Genomic DNA, 18487 nt, shown 5'->3' on the forward strand with positions numbered 1-18487 from the left:
AAAGCAGGCTATGACCATTATGTACATAAAGCCTATGCAAATTGTGCGCTGAGTTTGTGATTAGGTAAGATAATGCTACCACATTATATCTGTAAAGTTTGTTACAAGGCAGTAGAATGCGTAGGGATTTGTACGAATGGCAAGACAGAATTTTCGTAGATTTAAAAAAATTATTCATCATTATCAATAACTTTAGTTTCATAAAGTTGATTTTATCAGACACAAATTAAGCTACAATAGCACGCATAATTTGGTTGCTTTTGGGCATGGTTATGGCTAGGCTAATGACCATCTATGGCGTATTTTGGCGCGTTTCTTTGCGTCTGTTTGCTGCAGTTTAAGCTGCCTTATTGCTGTGTCCACACTGGCGGTATCGCCTTTTTTGTCTGTCATGAGAGAACTTGATGCTACTATCTTTAACGCTGTACCAGTTTGCCTTGATTGCTGAGCATGAGATTGGCTTGTCTGAGGGCTTTAACGTCATTACGGGTGAGACAGGCGCGGGCAAATCGTTGCTGCTTGACGCGCTGCTGCTGTGTATTGGCGGGCGCGCGGACAGTGCCATGGTCAGACACGGCGCGCCGCACGCGGATATTTACGCGCAATTTGATGTTGCCAATCATCAGGCGGTCACCGATTGGTTTGCCGCGCATGAGCGCACGCTTGATGAGCCTGAGGTGATGATTCGCAGACAGCTTAGCCGTAATGGACGTTCAAAAGCATGGCTTAATGGTACGCCCGTTAGCCTTGCTGAATTAAAAAGCTTGGGCGCGCTGCTCGTCAGTATGCACAGCCAGCACGCACAGCAAGCCTTATTAAAGCCGCAATTTGTGGTTGAATGGCTCGATGAAATGGCGGCGACCAGCAAACTTGCCAAACAAACCGCAGAGGCCTATTACGCCCATCAAGCGCTGGTGCGTGAAGCCAAAGAGATTGCCGCACACGAGGCGCAGCGCCAAGACCGCATCACTTTATTAAACAGCCAATTAAGCGATGTTGCGCCTTTATTAGACATCGATTATGCGGCGATTGAAGCCGAGCACGAAGAGCTGTCCAATATCGAAGCACTGATGGTTGAGGCAAGCCACAGCCTACATTTGCTCGACAACGACAGCGATGAGCCTGATGTGATGACCTTGATTGGGCAAACCATCAAGCTGTGCGATGGACAAAGCAGTGTCAGCCAAACCTTTGCGCAAGCCTCCGAGCAGCTGTATTTGGCGCAGCAGCACATTATTGACGTCACGGCACTACTGCGCGACTATGCCGAGCAGCAGCTTCCTGACCCTGAGCGCTTACAAACCCTTGATAACCTCATCAGCCTTGGGCACCGTTTGTCACGTAAACATGGGGTGTTGACAGGGGCGCTGATAGACACCGCAAAAGAATGGCAAGACGAACTGGAGACGCTAGAAAATGCGCCCAGTAGCGCTGCCATGTCTGCACAAATTGACAGCGCGTGGCAGACGTACTTAGCCCTTGCCGAGCAGCTGCACCATGAGCGCCAAGCCGCCGCGCCCATGGTGTGCGAGCAGCTGGTGACGCATTTACAGCCGCTGGCCTTGCCCAATGCGCGCTGCGAATTTGTCTTTATGCCCAAAACTCAAGGCAACGCGACAGGCTTATATGATATTGAGCTACAGTTTAGTGCCAACGTGGGTATGCCGATGCAAGCGCTGCACAAAATTGCCTCGGGCGGTGAGCTGTCGCGGATGGCGCTAGTGATGCAAGTGCTACAAGCCACCAAAGGCACGGATGAGCAAAAACCGATGCTGGTATTTGATGAGGTCGATGTGGGTATTAGTGGCGCGACTGCGCAAGTGGTCGGCGCGATGCTGCGTAAGCTTGGCGACAAACAGCAGCTGCTCGCCATCACCCACCAAGCCCAAGTTGCCGCGCAAGCGCATCAGCATATCTTGGTCAAAAAACACCATGAAGAACAAAGCGAGAGCGCCCTTGACGTGCTCGAAGGCGATGCCAAAGTGGATGAGCTGGCGCGGATGTCAGGCGGGGTAAACATCACTGAGGTGACCCGTGAACACGCGCGCAGCTTATTACAAGATGTGCATGCCTAAGTGGACACTGTGTTGATTTTTTAGGGGATATCGCCATATAGTAAGGTTCTATTCACCGTTTATATGTGCCCTTATGTCCAAAACCAACTTGACGCATCACTTCTTAATTGCCGCGCCGCAAATGCCCGACCCGCGTTTTGCGCAGTCGCTCATTTATATCTGTCGTCATGACGATAAGGGCGCCCTTGGGCTGATGGTCAATCGTCCGATACCCGCCGCGCGCGTGGGCAAACTGCTCGAAGATTTGGGCATTGAAGTGAGCACCCCTGAAGTGATGGACGATTTGGCATTGGCAGGCGGTCCGCTGTATCCTGAGGTCGGCTTTGTGCTGCATACAGGACAGCCGATGTGGGCATCGTCGTTTGCGATTTCTGAAAATGTCTGCATCACCACCAGCCAAGATATTTTAAAGCGTATCGCGGCAGGTCAGGGCGTTGGGCACTACCACCTATGTTTGGGACACGCCAGCTGGAACAAAAAGCAGTTGGAAGAAGAGCTAGAAAGTGGCGATTGGTTGGTTTGTCCTGCCGATTTGTCCTTATTGTTTGATACCCCGTTTGATGAGCGCTGGCAAGTGGCCGCGGATAAGATTGGGGTCGATTTTGAGCGCTTAAGCAGTGACATTGGTCATGCCTGATGGCAATGGCTGGCTGTTATAATTTAAGCACAATAACCAGAGACCATATACTGAGGGTTTTTGATGATAACAAAAGGTAGCTACCATGACGCTGTCTGAGGCGATGAGCGCTGCACCCGCACGCACACATGACAAGCCGCAGCTGATATTGGGACTCGATTATGGGGTCAAAAAAATGGGCATGGCGCTCGGTAATAGTATTACCAATACTGCGCGTGCCTTTGATATTTTAGCGATGGACAACGGTCAGCCTGATTGGGACAATTTGCTCGGCATCATTGATGTGTGGAAAGTGACCCAAGTGGTGGTCGGTTTGCCACTGAATATGGACGGCAGCAGCTCCATGCTCTCCAAACGCGCGCACAAATTTGCCCGCCGCCTTGCGCACCGCTTAAGCGAACGGCGTATGGCGGTCGAGGTACTGCTGTGCGATGAGCGCTTGACCTCGGTTGCTGCGCGCGAGCTGGCATGGGATGAAGGCTGGATTCAGCAGCCAAACGACCCGATTGATGACATCTCCGCTTGTATTTTGCTCTCGGCGTATTTTTCTGAGCCAACGAGCGCCGTGCCCATTGCCGCACTGGCAAAAGGCTAGGGCTTGTTGACCATTCATCTATTATCTCGCGGCTGTCTGCTGGCAGGCGCGAGATAATACCTATACGCCATGGTCTTGATATAATGCGTCTCTTTTTTTAACCGCTGGTATTGTTTGTTATGAGCCAATCCTCTGATGCCCTGCGGCATGGTTTTTCTCCCCTTGCCATTGCGCGTATTGAGGGCGCAAAGCGTGCCAACACCATCGCCATCTATCTGTGCTATGCCGCGCTGGCAGCGTTTATTGTCTTTGGGACGATAGCCAGTTTGCAGCGCTTTCATAGCAGTGATGTGCTGTATCAGCTGTTTTATTATCTGCCGTATGTGCTGATTGCGCTGACCATTCCTTTAACGGTTTATGATGCGCTCGTACTGTACCGTTACCGCTTAAGCCAGCCGTCAATGATTACGCTGAGCGTTGGTATCTCGACCGTGTTATTGATTGGCGGTTTGTTATTCGCCTCAAGTATTTGGATTGGGCTGGCATCGTGGCTGGGCGTGGCGTTTTTATTTCGTGCCAACTTTAGACGCTTTTTTAAATTTTTAGCCGACACCGAGGCGCATCAAGGCACGGCCGTTGAATAAAGTACGCTTTAATCGCATACCTTTTTCTTACCTTTTATATTGATAACGATGACTAAGCGGGCTTGATTATGACTGATGCTGCATTAAATGAAATTCATATTGACCATCACTTGGACACCCAAGGGCTGATTTGCCCTGAGCCTGTGATGCTGCTGCACAAAGCGATTCGCAAGGCGGACGGCGGTGAGGTAATTGAGATTTTGGCAACCGACCCTGCCACCACCCGCGATATTCCTAATTTTTGTCGCCATTTGGGGCACACGCTGCTTGGACAAGATACCGAAGCGGTGAGCCCTGAACGCTATCGCTATTTGGTTAAGAAAAAATTGCTGTAGTGTTCAATGAGCCAAGTGAGCCGTTATGAGCCGTGACCGCGCCCTACAGCCCAGAAAACCCAAAGCCGTCGCCATCGACGCGGAGCCGCCGTATTTAAGCGACTTTCGCGCCGCCCTCGTGGCACGCGGTCTGGCCACGCGCTCACGCAATGCCTATATCCGCGACTTGCATCATGCCATCCAAAGTACCGCCACACCGCTGCCTGATTGGCAAGCAGAAGATGTGCAGCATTATTTAGCCACCTTGTCCCGCGACAATAAAACCGCCCGCACCCAAGCACGCGTGCTCTCAAGCTTACGTCAGTTTTTTGGCTGGCAGGTGACGGAAAACGTGCGCGAAGACAATCCGTGCGCGCGTATCAAAACGCCCAAGCTTGGACGCAGTTTGCCCAAGGACTTGTCCGAAGCCGATGTCGAAAGCCTACTTGCTGCGCCCGATTTGGACACTGCGCTCGGACTGCGTGATAAGGCAATGCTTGAGGTATTGTACGCCTGCGGGCTGCGCGTCAGCGAGCTGATACATCTCACGCTGGAGCAGGTCAATCTAAACGCAGGCTGGCTACAGATTACGGGTAAGGGCAACAAAACGCGCCTTGTGCCGCTTGGAGAATATGCGTTGGGCGCGCTTGAGGATTACTTAACCTACGGGCGCGGCGAGCTGGTGGCGCATCTTAAGGCGGGCAACTGCCAAGCGGTGTTTTTAACCGCACAAGGTGGCTATATGACGCGGCAAAACTTTTGGTATTTAATTAAGCGCTATGCCAAAACCGCCGCGATTGACAAAGAGTTGTCCCCGCACACCTTGCGCCATGCCTTTGCCACGCACCTGATTAATCATGGCGCGGACTTACGCAGCGTCCAGCTACTACTCGGGCACAGCGACTTGTCCACCACGCAGATTTATACCCATGTGGCGACTGCGCGTCTGCAACAACTGCACGCCGAGCATCACCCACGCGGGTGAATACCATTTTCAAATCTTATTTATTGACGACCCAAGGATTGTATTGTGTCTTACGCATCATCAACCCCTGCCTCTGCTTTAAGCCAATCACAACAGTTTGCCTTAAAAAAACTGACCGTCATGGGCTATTTAGAAGGCACGTCTTTTTTACTCCTTTTGTGCGTGGCGATGCCGCTCAAATACATGCTCGGCATGCCTGAGATGGTGCGCTATGTCGGCATGGCACATGGCGCGCTATTTATCGCTTATATTGTGGTGCTGTTTTTTACGGCAGCGAAAATCAAATTACCGCTTTGGGCAATACCCGCTGGCGTGATTGGTTCATTTTTGCCCTTTGGTCCGTTTGTGTTTGATTATGTGTTAAAGAAGCGCTTGGGTGAATGATAATAAAAGCATTTGATATGGCGTTAGTTACTGATTTAATGACAAAAATCAGCACAGCAGCTCTGCTAATGGTCAATAAATTTTGTCCTCAATCGCATCAATCTTGCTATTATTGTCATAACCAGCCATAAAAGGAGACTCAATGAAGACGTTTTTAAGTACCTTATTATGCTCAGGCTTAATAGTTTTAACCGCGTGTAGTACGACTGCGCCGATGATGGCGAGCGATACTAGCAGCGCAACTACTGCCCCGAGTGCCCAGCAAATGCAGCTACAAGTAGAGATGGTTCGTCCCACTGAGCATGGTCAAATTCTATTTTTACGCGATAGCAAAGGACAAGAATACACTACGGTGACGGATTTTTCGCGTGGTGAAAAGTTTGACGGTCATATCGGTGATACCATCTCATTGACTGCACTTGAAGTGATAGAAACGCCCAACGTGTATATGATTGTACCCAGTCCGCGCAGTATCAAAGTCGTCAATTAATGACGCGTATTAAAACCAGATATGCGTCAGTATCGACAATCATCAGCGCCAACAATTCTGTCAATCGGATGCTGCAAAATTCCCTATTTGCCGCTACAATAGCGGCTATCTTAGCGGGCGCCTATGTCTCGCACTTTTTATATATCAATAGTTTGGGAATCCCATGAGCCATCGACCGCCTGCCGACTTGTTAAGAAACGCCCAGCACTGGCGTGAGGACATTGCCTTTCGCCAAGACGTGCTCGGCAAGCCCTTTGACTTTACCACCACGTGGGGCATTTTTTCCCCGCAAAAGCTCGATGACGGCAGCCTGATGCTGCTCGATTATGTGGATTTTTTGCCTGATGATGATTCGATTGATTTGGGCTGCGGCTATGGCGTACTTGGTATGACTGCCGCGCGTGAGTGTCCAAACGGTCAGCATACCTTGGTGGACAAGGATTTTATGGCGGTGGAATATGCCCGCCAAAACTGTGAAAAAAATAGCCTGCACAATGTCGATGTGCACTTATCAAACGGCTTTAACCATGTTGACCCAAACAAGGACTTTAGCCTTGTAATGTCCAACTTGCCTGCCAAAGTGGGCAAAGAGCAGCACTATTTATATTTGCTCGACGCGCATGCGCGTATGCGTAGCGGTGGGCGTTTTTATGTGGTGACGATTAATGGTTTGCGTCAGTTTATGCGCCGCGCCTTTACCGAAGTTTTTGGGCACGCCTCAAAAGTGAAACAAGGCAAAACCTATACCATCACGATGGCGACCAAAGACTAAGACGAAATGCTAGACGTCTTTCAGTATTTAATCACAAAAAAGCACCCTTACTTTGGGTGCTTTTTTTATGCCGTTCTGCAGTGTGATTTTTACATTTGCCGCTTAATAAAATGCAGTCCCAGTCCTGCACTGGCGACAATCGGCAGCAACACCATCAGCATCGGTGACCATCCTGTCGCCAAAGATATAAACCCGACCAAGTCCTGAAGATAGCTAAAGAGCAGACCGAACAGTAGCGCCACCACAATACGCAAACCCAAACTGTGCGTGCGCAATGAGCCAAAAACAAAAGAGCAGGCAACCACGACCAAAGATAAGATAGATAAAGGTGATAATAGCTTTTGCCAAAATGCCAGCTCATGTGACAGCGAGCGCTTGTTTTGTTCCGCCATCAGCTGACGATGCGCATACAACTCGGTGAGCGATAAGTTTTCGGCATCACGGGTTAATAGCGATACCGACTTTGGCGCAAATGGCAAGACCAGCGTGTCACTGGCACTTTGGACTTGCGAGCTGTCAAAGCCTTGGGCGATGCTCAGCTCGGTCATGTTGTTCAGGCGCCACACATAGCGGCTTTGCGGCTCGCCATTGCCATCAGGGACTTGGACTTCGCCATCGTAGTTTCCACTAGATGCACGAATCGCGGTAACCAAGTTGCCATTGTCATCCAAATGCCAGCGCTTAATCGTGCCTAGATTGCCCGCGACATCAGCATAGTCGATATATAAAATATCATTGCCACCCGCCGCTTCATCTTCTGCTGTTGCCGCCACGCGTGGTTGTACGCTCCAATAACCGCGTACTGAAGTGATGCTGTCACCGTCGTCACTATTGATGTCATTTGCCAGCTGATTGCTGTGTGGCAGCACGAACTGATTGAGCGCTAAGGCGAGCACCACAAATACCAGCGCAGGCTGTAAGACCCAGCCGACAATACGATAAATACTCACGCCAGCGGCACGCATGACCACCAGCTCGCTTTTATTGGCCAGCAGACCCAAGCCAACCACCGCACCGAGCAGCGCCCCTGTCGGCATAAACTGCTCTAAAAAGTACGGCGAACGATACAGAATAAAGCGCATAGCATCGCCCATGGTATAGCTGTCGCTAAGCGAATCGAGTTCAGATAAATAAGCAAACACCACTTGCAGCGCCCATAGACCTGCGACTGCTGCCACAATTGAGGCCAGCGCATTCCATTTGACATAACGCGACAATACGCGCAGTGCAGGCAATTCAGACCATGGCATTAGCGTGCTCCTCCTTGCTGCGCCGCGTCTTTTGACGTGCGAAAACGTACACGATGTTGAATACGGCTGCCCCAATTCAGATATAGTGCCAGCAGCATAAAGCTGACCACCAGCCACGCATACGACCACACACTGACACTGCCTTTTGCTACGGCATTTTTTAGAGAAATGATGCCGAGCGCACAGCTGACGAACAATAAAATCGAGGGGAACAAACGTAGCCAGCGCCCTTGCCGCGGACGGACTTGGGCAAGCGGTACGGCAAGCATGGACGCAATAATCATCAACCACGGCAAGGCCAAACGGTAGCCCAGCTCAGCTTGTGCGGCCATCACCGCCGTATCATCGCGTGCCGACTCGCCACGGGTCGCGGCTTGCCATAGCGGCATGATGGCTTGGGTTTCGATATTGTCTTCGGTTACTACTTCTTTGGGAGATTCGTTCAAAGTGATGCGATAACGGTCAAAGCTGACTTGGTTGTATTTTAAACTGTTGGCGGCGACTTCGTAGCGGCGACCTTGAAACAAGTCGAGCTGCGCCTGCCCATTCTCGCTGCCTTCAACCTGCTCGGCGCGCTTGGCAAGCGTAATGATGTCTTTACGAATCGAGGGCACGTTATCAATACTGGTGGTCAGAGCACGCGGTAGATTGTCATTAATCGTCGCTTCATCAACCGTCGTTTGCTCGCCGTCGGCGCTGTTGTTTGCTGTCTCTACACTGTTGTCTTTATTTTGAATCAACACCACATCTTGCAGCTGTTTTTTATCATCGCTTAAGCTGCCGACATACAGATGGTAATTGCCGCTGCTAATAAACTCACGCGGACGAATCAAATCAAAGGCACTGCTCAGCGCTTGTTGCTGCCATACCGCTTCTGAAGCGCCCACACCCCAAGGTTTCGCAACGACTGACAAGCCTGCCTCAAACACAAAAAGCACCAAAATCAGTGGCGTCATTAAGCGCGCAAGCTTGCCGCGGGACAGTCCGCTGCCATTAATTACGGCCATTTCTTGGTCAACATACAGTCGTCCAAACACCAGCATCAAACCAATGAAGAACGACAGCGGCAAAATCAGCTCTAAAAAATACGGTAAGTTATAACCGATAATCACAAACAGCAGGCTGATATCCAGCCCGCCTTCTGCCGCGATACCAAAATAACGTATCAAACGCCCACCCAGCATGAGTACCACCAAAAATCCCAAAACAAGGGCGGTGGTAGACGCAACCTGACGGGTCATATAGCGGCGTAATATCATCGGACAAAGCTCACGTTAAACCAAGGCAAAAGGCCAAAAAATAACCGCTAATGCTAGCACGTTTTTGTAAAAAATGGCGGGCGAAAGTGTTTGCAAACATTACCCAAGCCTTGCAGACAGCGTCTTTGCCATCTGATATGCTACACTGTTCGTCATATTTGCGCGCCTTATAGGCAAAGACTACTTATTAGCAGCCAACACCTTAACATAAGGCGTTTTTTATAAAGTTGATAAAAAAGGATAACAATATGCATATCAGTTTAACCAACCAACTGCCGCTAACGCACACCAAAAAAATACTGAAAAAACCCACGCCAAAAGATGCCTCATGCCTTGTGGTGTTGGTCGATGAGGAACAAAATATCTTGGGCGGCTCGCTTGGCGATTATCAAACGCGCATTGAGCAATTGATTGAGGTCTCTCATTTTAAAGGCAAAGCGGGCGAAACCGTGGTCGATTATGCCTTGGCAGGAGACAAAAAAACCACCAAGCAAAATCCCATTCAATTGTTACTCGTAGGCGTGGGCAATGCCGACAAACTCAACCAAGCAGGCTTACAAAAAATCGCGCGTACCATTTATGACAACACGCAAAAACGCGTTGAAGCACTGACCATCGCGCTCGATGATGCTCTTGACAGCACCCGCGTGCAGCAGTTTGCGTTAGAGCTATTGGCAGCCAGCTACCGCTTTGACAAATACAAATCTGAGCAAACGACCCCGCGTCTCACTGCAATTTATCTGCTTGCTGATGAGCGTTACGCGCCTGCGGTCGACTTTGCCAAAGCCGTGTTTGCAGGTCAAAGCCTGACGCGTGACGTGGCGAATGAGCCAGGTAATATTTGCTTCCCTGCCTATATGGCCGACCAAGCGCTTGCGCTTGAAAAAGCCTATCCTGACCTATTAACCGTCAAGGTATTGGACGAGCACGACATGGCTGAGCTTGGCATGAACTGTTTCTTAGCCGTTGCCCAAGGCTCAAGCAAAGAAGGCAAATTGGTCATCTTAGAATATCGCGGCAAATCAGGTATCACCACCAACGCGGTGAAAACTGGCGCACTAAAAACCTTAGCGGGTAAATTACCGAGCAAAAAAGCCAAAGACGCAGACACCACCAAAACCGTAGACACCTCAGATGACGCGCCGATTGTACTCGTGGGTAAGGGCGTGACCTTTGATTCAGGCGGTATCTCTATCAAGCCAGGTGCAGCCATGGATGAGATGAAATTTGACATGGGCGGCTCAGCCGCGGTTATCGGTACCATCAAAGCCTTGTGCGAAGCGCGCTTGCCCATTAATGTCGTTGGCGCCTTGGCGTGCGCAGAAAACATGCCTTCAGGCGATGCGTCCCGTCCTGGCGATATTGTCACCGCGATGAATGGTAAATCGGTTGAAATCCTAAACACCGATGCCGAAGGTCGTTTAGTACTTGCCGATACCTTATGCTACGTACAGCAAAACTACCAGCCTGCTGCCATCATTGATGTGGCAACACTAACAGGTGCGTGTATTATTGCGCTTGGGCATCACCGTTCAGCCGTATACAGCAACGATGAAGACGTGTTGTTCGACCTTGAGAACGCCAGTGAACAATCGGGCGATTTGGTATGGCACATGCCGATGGATGACGCGTACCAGACGCAGCTCGATTCGCCCATCGCGGACATGCAAAACATCGGCGGCCGCGCCGCAGGCTCGGTCACTGCTGCGTGCTTCCTATCGCGCTTTGTCGAAGATGGTCAACCTTGGGCGCACTTAGACATCGCAGGCACCGCGTGGAACTCAGGCGCACAAAAAGCCGCGACAGGTCGTCCTGTACCGCTATTTATGCAGTACCTAAAAAACCATGCTGAAGCGGTCTAAACTGCTATGCAGGTCAGTTTTTACTTATTAAACGACAATAAAGCCCAAGATATCTTGGGCTTTGTTTGTCAATTGACACAAAAGGTGCTACAGCAAAGCAGCGCGCCGCTGGCGATTGTCGCCAGTGATCGCGATTTATTAACCCAGCTCGATACCCTACTGTGGACACAGCAGGCGGACAGCTTTATTCCGCATCAGCTGATGGACAATCAAGAGGCGCCTATACCAACTGAGGCGCGGCAAGTACCCATCGCCTATTTGTGTCAGGCGCTTCCCCCTGAGTTTCAAGGCTTGGTACTGAATCTCAATGATTCACCGATTGGCGATACCAGTACGCATCCGCCGCAAGGCATCAGCCGTATTTTAGAAATTATCCGTCCTGATGATAACAGCGTGGCAACGGGGCGCGACAAATATAAGCATTACCAGCAGCAAGGGGCGACCCTTGAGCATTTTCGCTTATAGCACTTCTTCTCATAACCCTTTGTTTTATGTCGCAAAAACCAACCGTTATCAATACTCCTTCTACCTCGCTGTATCTCATCAAAAACCCACAATTCTACTGCCGATAAGCATGCGTGAGTAGGCGCAGCAGCAAAAAAATGCTACCATCTCCGCCCATTTATCATGCTGTTTTGACATTATCGGATTATCAATAAGGATGAGGGTGGATTGATGCGTTCATTAATAGCAATGTACCAACGAATAGGACTGGTGCCACTGATTATTATCGGGTTGGTGCTTGGCGTACTGGTGGGCTGGCTGTTGCCAAGTGTCGGCGTGGCGCTCGGACTACTTGGAACGCTGTTCGTCGGCGCGCTAAAGGCGGTGGCACCAATTTTGGTGTTTATTTTGGTGATGGCAGCGATTTGTCAGCATCAAAAAGGTGGCGAGGTGTATGTTAAGCCCGTGCTGATTATGTACATCTTTGGCACATTTTTGGCGGCATTGACCGCCGTTGCAGCCAGCTTTTTATTCCCAACTGACTTGGTGTTGGTCAACAGCACTGTAGAACAAGCGCCCCCTGCCAACGTGCAAGAAGTCTTGACCACGCTGCTTATGAACTTGGTGGCAAACCCCGTCAATGCCATTGCCAATGCCAACTATATGGGCATCTTAGCCTGGGCGATTGTCATTGGTTTTGCCTTGCGTAGTGCCAGTGAAACGGCAAGAAAAGTCGTTATTGACTTTTCTGATGCCATCTCACAAGTGGTCAAGTGGGTCATTGCTTTAGCGCCATTTGGTATCTTTGGTTTGGTTGCCAATACCATCGCCGAAACGGGCTTTGACGCTTTGGCAGGTTATGCGCGTATTCTTGCTATTTTGGTTGGCTGTATGCTGTTTATTGCCTTGATTGCCAATCCGCTGATTGTCTTTGCAAAGACCCGCAAAAACCCATATCCACTGGTATTCACTTGCTTGCGCGAATCAGGCATTACTGCCTTTTTTACCCGCAGCTCAGCGGCGAACATTCCTGTAAACATGAACCTTGCGGCAAAGCTTGGCGTGCACGAAGACACGTATTCGGTAACCATTCCACTGGGTGCGACTATCAATATGGCTGGCGCGGCAATCACCATCAACGTCTTGACCTTAGCGGCGGCGCACACGCTCGGTATCGAAGTTAGCTTTGCTTCAGCATTACTACTAAGCCTAGTCGCAACCGTCAGTGCATGCGGTGCTTCGGGTGTTGCAGGCGGCTCATTGCTGCTGATTCCACTCGCTTGTAGCTTGTTCAGCATTCCCAACGACATTGCCATGCAGGTCGTTGCTATCGGCTTTATTATCAGTGTGATTCAGGATTCGGCAGAGACGGCATTGAACTCATCGACGGATGTCTTATTTACCGCTGCGGCCGATCCAAAATATTCTCGTTAAGTCGTTTATTGACTGCGGTATTTAAATGAAAAAAGGGTTGGCTCATCATAAGCCGACCCTTTTTTTATGGCTATTAGTGCTGTGACCTATTAGCAGAACCCAGATAACATTGATATAGCGTAAAGTATACGTTTAATGATCAGACATATCAATCTCAATATAATGCTGCTGGGCAAGTTGCTGGCGCTTAAACTCGCGCAGCGTCTCAACCTCAGCGAGCAAATCGAGTATCAAGCCAATTGCAGGTACGCTGGCATCAAAATCGCGACTCAGACGTGAGGCGCGGCGCACAGTGCTGAGCTGATAGCCGCTAAATTGCTGCTGCTCAGGGACTTCATACTCGATGATGTTTTCTTCAATCAATGCCAAGACCCATTGACGCTCTTGCCCGCAGGCGGCAACCAGCTCGTCCAAGGTCATGACAAGGTCGGTCAACTCGGTAGAGTGTTTCATAGTCGTTATCCTTATTTCTTTTTGTTGTTATGACGCGTTTATCCTTATGGTGTGGTCTGTGATACCGTCCGTTTAGCGGCTGATACTGCTGTCAGCAAACGCCGCCTTGAGCGCTTCATAAGCTTGTTTTTGCGCCTCGCTCTGTACTTTTGGGTTGACGATGTTTAAGGTCAAATACAAATCGCCTGCGCTCTTTGCAGGAATGCCTTTGCCTTTTAGACGCAAGTTGCTGCCTGATTTGCTGTTCTCTGGAATACGCACCCCAAGTGTGCCCGCGGGCGTGCTGACGTTCAGGGTATCGCCGAGCGCTGCTTCCCATGGCGTGATGTTGATGGTCTGATACACGTCCGCGCCTTCTAGGCGAATATTGTCGGCGTGTGTGATGTTAACCTTTAAAAACAAGTCGCCATTTTTGCCATTGCCCATGCTGGCACCGCCCTGCCCGCTTAAGCGGATTTGCTTGCCACTCGTAATACCTTTGGGGATTTTGATTTTTAGGGTTTTGTTTTCGTGGCTGATGCTGCCGTTGGGCTGGCGTACAGGGACGTTTAGTTTAATGCTGTAGTCATCGCCTGAATAGACCGACGCCAAGTCCACATTGATGCTGGCGTGCTGGTCTTGCCCTTGGGTGTCCGCGCCGAAACCGCCCGCACCACCAAAACCACCCCCACCACCAAAGCCGCCTTGATTTTGCGTACTGCCGCCACGTGCGCCACGCCCAAAGGCTGAAAAAATATCGTCAAAGCGGAAGTCACCGCCGCCGAATGCCGCGCCATCACCAAACTGGTCTTTGATGTCTTCCCAGCGAAAACCGCCTTGTTGTCCTGCGCTGCCACCAAAGCCGCCCTGACCACCAAAGCCGCCTTGCTGCGCAAAAGGATTATCGAGCATCGCGTCATATTCAGCGCGTTTGTCTTTATCACGCAAGGTTTCATAGGCGTTGTTAATCTCAGCGATTTTAGCGTCGGCATCGGGCGCATCGCTGACATCGGGATGATATTGGCGCACCAGCTTGCGGTATTTTTTCTTAATATCGCCATCATTGGCGTCACGACTGACACCCAAGATTTCGTAGTAGTTTTTTTCTGCCATGTTATTTTTCCTTAAAGTAGATACTGATTTATTCTATTTATAGACAACCTTAAACGTGTGAAAGGGTGCATGTGTCCGTCAGAATCTTTGTTTTTAATTGACACTTGTCAAACTGATCAATACTACCCTTTGCGCCGTTTGTTGACTGATAACTTATCCTAGCAGGCGCGCTTGGCTTTTGGTAGTCACCACTATAGAAGCTTATACAAAGACCCTGCACAGGAATACTAAAGCTCAGAGTTTTAAAGCAAAACGTGGCGCTAGCTACAATGTACTGGAGATACGATGAAGGTAGGTTTGAGAAGTCGTACTCAGGTATCAACGCTAAAGTTATGCTTTTAGTCGCTAAAATACACATGCGTTATGGGTAAGATAGTGATACAAAAAATAGCAAACGTAAGTTTTTTATTGAAGCAATGTTTGATTCTAAGACACAATATTTCCTGTAAGACTTTGATTTTAATTGTTTTTTACAAAGCTGCAAGAATACAACAAACTTAGTCTTGTAGCATACATACCTGTTCCTAATCAATGATGTGTACCACTTATATAGACAACACAATTTGTCTGTTTTGTTTATCACAAAAGGTATTTAATGTCTTATTTTATTAAATCTATGGCTGTCGTGTTATCGCTCGTCATGAGCACCAGCGTTTTTGCCGCCAATACCAGTTATTACGGCAGCAAGTTTCATGGCAAGCGTACCGCCAGCGGAAGCATCTTTAACATGAATGCGTTAACTGCCGCACACAAAACCCTGCCCTTTGGTACCAAGGTGAAAGTCACCAACCAAAAGACCAAAGAAAGCGTTATTGTAAAAATCACCGACAGAGGGCCTTACGCACATGGTCGCGTGCTCGACTTATCAAAAGCAGCCGCGAATAAAATCAACTGTCAGCTCTGCACCACGACCATGAAAATCCTCTCTTACGGCGATGGCAAATACCGTAGAGAATAGTCGATATAGAAAATAGTAGAAACACCAAGCAAAAAGGGAAAGCGATGGACTTTCCCTTTTTTTATGACTGATATGATCTTTTTTCGATTTACCAGTAATGATGCCATGCGGCACTGGCAGAGACCCCATCTGAATCATAAGTATCTTCGCCATGCATCACGATCAATCGCGCATCGTTGTTTTTGCTCAGCTGCTGGCGCAATGTCAGCGTCGTGAGCTGCGCCGCAGGATATGACGCACGCTTGGTCAGCTGATACGACAGCTCAGCGGCGCGGTCGTGTGCTTTGACGCGCAGTCCAAGCTCTAGCCCCACATCTGCATGCGACTCTTGGTCATGTACGGCGGTGTTCAACATGCCATAGCCAAGCATATCATCATCAAACTTAATCCCTGCGCCAATACCCACTGTGGCGTACGGGCTGTGATGCGCGCCTGTAAACACATCTTCGCGCGCGCCTGTCTTGAGCTGCCAAGACAATTTGGGTTCGCCATGCAGCGGCTGCGCCACGTCCTCTATCTGCTGCATGTCTAAAAATACAAAGTCAGTCACTGCCACATCGTTGGCATCGTAATCATAGCCGAGCGTGAGCTGCATGGTCTCAAAGCGTTTGTCGATGTCGGTGTAGGTGTTGAGCGGGTCTTTGACGAATAATGACATGCCAAGCTTGGCAGTATCGCTGCCGATGCTGACGGTGGTTTGCGTGGTCTTATTACTAAGCGCGGGCGAGGGTTTGTCAGGGACAGGCATCGTCGCCAAAGTATTATCGGCAGGCAATAAAAAACGCTGGCTTAACAGTGCCTTTTTAACGGCGCGATGTTCAGGCGTATCGTCTTGAGATATTTTATAGTTGCGGTGCAAAATCAAAAAATCAGTCGCCAGTGCCTGCTCTTTCTCGCTCAGCGCTGCAAGTGTGCTGATGTCTTCACTGTCAATAAAGGCATTAATTGCCGTTTGTACCTTTTTGGGCAGCTGCACGAATGTGGCGCGCAGCTGGGTTTGCTCTGATGGCAGATAGCGTACCGCTGCAATTAGTGGTTCATCAGTGCTTTGGTATTCGACCAATTGATCAAACACATAATCTGGTGCGTACCATGCGCCCAAACGCTCGGTGGTTTTGATGTCACTGACCAGCTCCAAAATCTCGCCTGAGCGGTAGCCACAGTTTTGCTTAATAAAGTAATAATCAAACCGCGCTTGCTGGGCTTCATACAAATGATAATTCAACAGCTGGGTATGAAAGGGATCAAGATTGAGCACGTATTCCCACATGTCGCGCTGCTCGTTTTTAGAATATACGGCATCTTGTTTAAAAAACTCGGTCTTAGAAAATCCCGCATCGTAAAACCCAAACAGCCCTTTTAAGGCGTACATCACGCCATTTTCATTGCTGGGAATGCGCGCACCAAAGTTGTAAGTATCGTTTAATAAGTCTTCACTCGATAAGCCGCCTTGGACTGCTGCCTGATGACTGTCGCTAGAGGGTGCTTTGGCATCGCGGGTTTTGACCAACACATGACCGAAAGACGAGGCAGGGTTTTTAAGATAGCTGCTGACCAGCATAAGGCTGACTTGTTGATTTGCATTGGGCAAATCAAGGCACGCTGCCAAATCAACCTGAAAATCAGGCAGCTGATGACTGAGCCACAGATAGCGTGCAGGATAATGGCAGAGGATTGCCTTATCATTTGCCGCCTGTAGCGTAGCAACCAGCTCATCATAAGGATTTAGCGACTTTGTTGGTTGCGCCTTTGGCTGCGTCAGATAGAAATTATCCGAAATGACCTCTGCTTTATGATGTTTATAAAATAACAGATGCTGCCACTGTGGATGCGTCGCCAGTGCGTGTAGCTTTTGCTCGCGAACGCTGGATATCATGGATACCGTAGGCGCATCAGGCACAATGCGCTCATGAATAACCGCTGGCGCATTTTTTGTATGTGCTGCATCGCTGATTTGACGCGGCGCCTCTCTAGGCACGGCTGCATGTGCCGCCAAAGTATGCACTGCAACAATAACGCCCGCGTACAATCGCGCCCTGCGTAACCCCACCTGTTGTATTGACATAACGCCCCATCGTCATAAAAGCTGCGGTATATACCGCATAAAAAAACACGTAAACGCGAAGATTACGTGTTTTTTTAGGGCGTGTCTTCATTTTAAAAATGGTGATAAAAGTGAGATAAATCGTAGTCAAACAAGGAAAAAATTACAGAGAATATAGATATATTCACAAAACTTTTGACGATGTTTGGCAAGATTTAGCCGTTTTTAGCCCATTTAGTCACAGACGTTTGCATTGAAGACACGCCCTAGCATCCAGTTATCGCCATGCTGACGCTAAGCGTCCATCGTGGTGATAACGTACGCTATCCTTAGATGGCGCAGCTGTTTGATACGATGCCGTATAGGGCTTCAGCATTTTGGTCTTGTGTCGCGTTGCTATACGCTGAAGTTTGCGCGTATGCGCCGTATTCTTTACGAATGTTAGCTACTGAATGGCAGCCAGCAATGTTTTGTAGGGCTGACAAATGCGCGCCTTGACCTGCGGCTAGGTCTTTTTCGACACTTGGGAATGCTTCTTTAATCAATACTGCCGCACGGACATTACCGCCTTGGCACGTATTTGGTGACATTGAGTCAGAAGTCGCTGCTGTTGTACCCAAATCCCAAGTCACGTTTGAGATGATGGCTAGAATAGGGCTTGAGTTCCCGAATAACGCGCCACCAAGACCACACTCTTTGTAGATTTGCTCAATAGAGCGACCAGTATCGGCAGTTTTAAAATTTGAACCCAAGTCTGCATTGGCAGCAGTCAATGGCATCATTGCCGCACATACGGTCGCGATAGCAAACTTTTTTAACATAAAATTTCCTCAAAAATGTTTATTTTCCAGGCAT

19 protein-coding genes are annotated in these 18487 nt (G+C 49.3%); 13 read left to right on the plus strand and 6 right to left on the minus strand.

The features are described 5' to 3' along the window. Positions 1-404 precede the first annotated feature (404 nt). The 9 genes from recN to JIE71_RS10805 all read left to right on the plus strand — a co-directional run bounded on the left by recN (position 405) and on the right by JIE71_RS10805 (position 6836). Positions 405-2075 carry a DNA repair protein RecN gene (gene recN / locus JIE71_RS10765; protein WP_199508714.1) on the plus strand — a complete coding sequence of 557 codons (1671 nt, stop codon included), beginning with the start codon at positions 405-407 and terminating at the stop codon, positions 2073-2075. Positions 2076-2148: 73 nt separating this feature from the next. Then, the gene (locus JIE71_RS10770; RefSeq protein ID WP_199508715.1) at positions 2149-2712 is read left to right on the plus strand and encodes a YqgE/AlgH family protein; all 564 of its coding nucleotides are present in this window, start codon (positions 2149-2151) and stop codon (positions 2710-2712) included. Positions 2713-2797: 85 nt separating this feature from the next. After that, the gene (gene ruvX / locus JIE71_RS10775) at positions 2798-3307 is read left to right on the plus strand and encodes a Holliday junction resolvase RuvX (RefSeq protein WP_199508716.1); all 510 of its coding nucleotides are present in this window, start codon (positions 2798-2800) and stop codon (positions 3305-3307) included. Positions 3308-3426: 119 nt separating this feature from the next. Beyond that, the gene (locus JIE71_RS10780; RefSeq protein ID WP_199508717.1) at positions 3427-3891 is read left to right on the plus strand and encodes a hypothetical protein; all 465 of its coding nucleotides are present in this window, start codon (positions 3427-3429) and stop codon (positions 3889-3891) included. A 68-nt stretch (positions 3892-3959) separates the two neighbouring features. Beyond that, positions 3960-4226 carry a sulfurtransferase TusA gene (gene tusA / locus JIE71_RS10785; RefSeq protein WP_199508718.1) on the plus strand — a complete coding sequence of 89 codons (267 nt, stop codon included), beginning with the start codon at positions 3960-3962 and terminating at the stop codon, positions 4224-4226. A 25-nt stretch (positions 4227-4251) separates the two neighbouring features. After that, on the plus strand, positions 4252-5190 hold the full coding sequence (gene xerD, locus JIE71_RS10790; protein WP_199508719.1) for a site-specific tyrosine recombinase XerD: 939 nt from the start codon (positions 4252-4254) through the stop codon (positions 5188-5190). Positions 5191-5235: 45 nt separating this feature from the next. Further along, positions 5236-5574 carry a DUF3817 domain-containing protein gene (locus JIE71_RS10795; RefSeq protein ID WP_323126933.1) on the plus strand — a complete coding sequence of 113 codons (339 nt, stop codon included), beginning with the start codon at positions 5236-5238 and terminating at the stop codon, positions 5572-5574. A 142-nt stretch (positions 5575-5716) separates the two neighbouring features. Beyond that, positions 5717-6064, plus strand: a complete 348-nt coding sequence (locus JIE71_RS10800) for a hypothetical protein (RefSeq protein WP_199508720.1) — start codon at positions 5717-5719, stop codon at positions 6062-6064. 163 nt (positions 6065-6227) lie between these two features. After that, a complete protein-coding gene (locus JIE71_RS10805; protein ID WP_199508721.1) occupies positions 6228-6836 on the plus strand; it encodes a class I SAM-dependent methyltransferase in 609 nt (202 codons plus the stop codon). 89 nt (positions 6837-6925) lie between these two features. Here the strand turns inward: JIE71_RS10805 and lptG are convergent, their stop codons facing one another. Both lptG and JIE71_RS10815 read right to left on the minus strand, forming a co-directional pair. After that, entirely contained in the window at positions 6926-8086 is a 1161-nt protein-coding gene (gene lptG / locus JIE71_RS10810) for an LPS export ABC transporter permease LptG (protein ID WP_199508722.1), read from the minus strand. Beyond that, on the minus strand, positions 8086-9327 hold the full coding sequence (locus JIE71_RS10815; protein ID WP_199508723.1) for an LPS export ABC transporter permease LptF: 1242 nt from the start codon (positions 9325-9327) through the stop codon (positions 8086-8088). The genes lptG and JIE71_RS10815 overlap by 1 nt, the downstream gene beginning before the upstream one ends. Before the next feature lie 266 nt (positions 9328-9593). On the opposite strand from JIE71_RS10815, the gene JIE71_RS10820 reads away from it, so the two are divergent. The 3 genes from JIE71_RS10820 to sstT all read left to right on the plus strand — a co-directional run bounded on the left by JIE71_RS10820 (position 9594) and on the right by sstT (position 13085). After that, on the plus strand, positions 9594-11207 hold the full coding sequence (locus JIE71_RS10820; protein WP_199508724.1) for a leucyl aminopeptidase: 1614 nt from the start codon (positions 9594-9596) through the stop codon (positions 11205-11207). A 6-nt stretch (positions 11208-11213) separates the two neighbouring features. Beyond that, on the plus strand, positions 11214-11672 hold the full coding sequence (locus JIE71_RS10825) for a DNA polymerase III subunit chi (RefSeq protein WP_199508725.1): 459 nt from the start codon (positions 11214-11216) through the stop codon (positions 11670-11672). Between the two features lie 210 nt (positions 11673-11882). Continuing rightward, on the plus strand, positions 11883-13085 hold the full coding sequence (gene sstT / locus JIE71_RS10830) for a serine/threonine transporter SstT (protein ID WP_199508726.1): 1203 nt from the start codon (positions 11883-11885) through the stop codon (positions 13083-13085). A gap of 132 nt (positions 13086-13217) precedes the next feature. On the opposite strand, the gene JIE71_RS10835 is transcribed toward sstT, so the two are convergent. Both JIE71_RS10835 and JIE71_RS10840 read right to left on the minus strand, forming a co-directional pair. After that, positions 13218-13538 (minus strand): chaperone modulator CbpM, encoded by a 321-nt coding sequence (locus tag JIE71_RS10835; RefSeq protein WP_199508727.1) that lies wholly within the window; start codon positions 13536-13538, stop codon positions 13218-13220. A 72-nt stretch (positions 13539-13610) separates the two neighbouring features. After that, positions 13611-14630 carry a DnaJ C-terminal domain-containing protein gene (locus JIE71_RS10840; protein WP_199508728.1) on the minus strand — a complete coding sequence of 340 codons (1020 nt, stop codon included), beginning with the start codon at positions 14628-14630 and terminating at the stop codon, positions 13611-13613. Between the two features lie 595 nt (positions 14631-15225). On the opposite strand from JIE71_RS10840, the gene JIE71_RS10845 reads away from it, so the two are divergent. Then, on the plus strand, positions 15226-15588 hold the full coding sequence (locus tag JIE71_RS10845) for a septal ring lytic transglycosylase RlpA family protein (RefSeq protein WP_199508729.1): 363 nt from the start codon (positions 15226-15228) through the stop codon (positions 15586-15588). 88 nt (positions 15589-15676) lie between these two features. Here JIE71_RS10845 and JIE71_RS10850 read toward each other — a convergent pair whose 3' ends face one another. Together JIE71_RS10850 and JIE71_RS10855 are read right to left on the minus strand one after the other, a co-directional pair. Next, positions 15677-17653, minus strand: a complete 1977-nt coding sequence (locus JIE71_RS10850; RefSeq protein WP_199508730.1) for a DUF4105 domain-containing protein — start codon at positions 17651-17653, stop codon at positions 15677-15679. A gap of 308 nt (positions 17654-17961) precedes the next feature. After that, positions 17962-18453 (minus strand): DUF3015 family protein, encoded by a 492-nt coding sequence (locus JIE71_RS10855; protein WP_199508731.1) that lies wholly within the window; start codon positions 18451-18453, stop codon positions 17962-17964. Between the last annotated feature and the right edge of the window lie 34 nt (positions 18454-18487).

Source organism: Psychrobacter sp. bablab_jr014, from assembly GCF_016464015.1.
In the GTDB taxonomy this organism is placed as follows: Bacteria; Pseudomonadota; Gammaproteobacteria; order Pseudomonadales; family Moraxellaceae; genus Psychrobacter.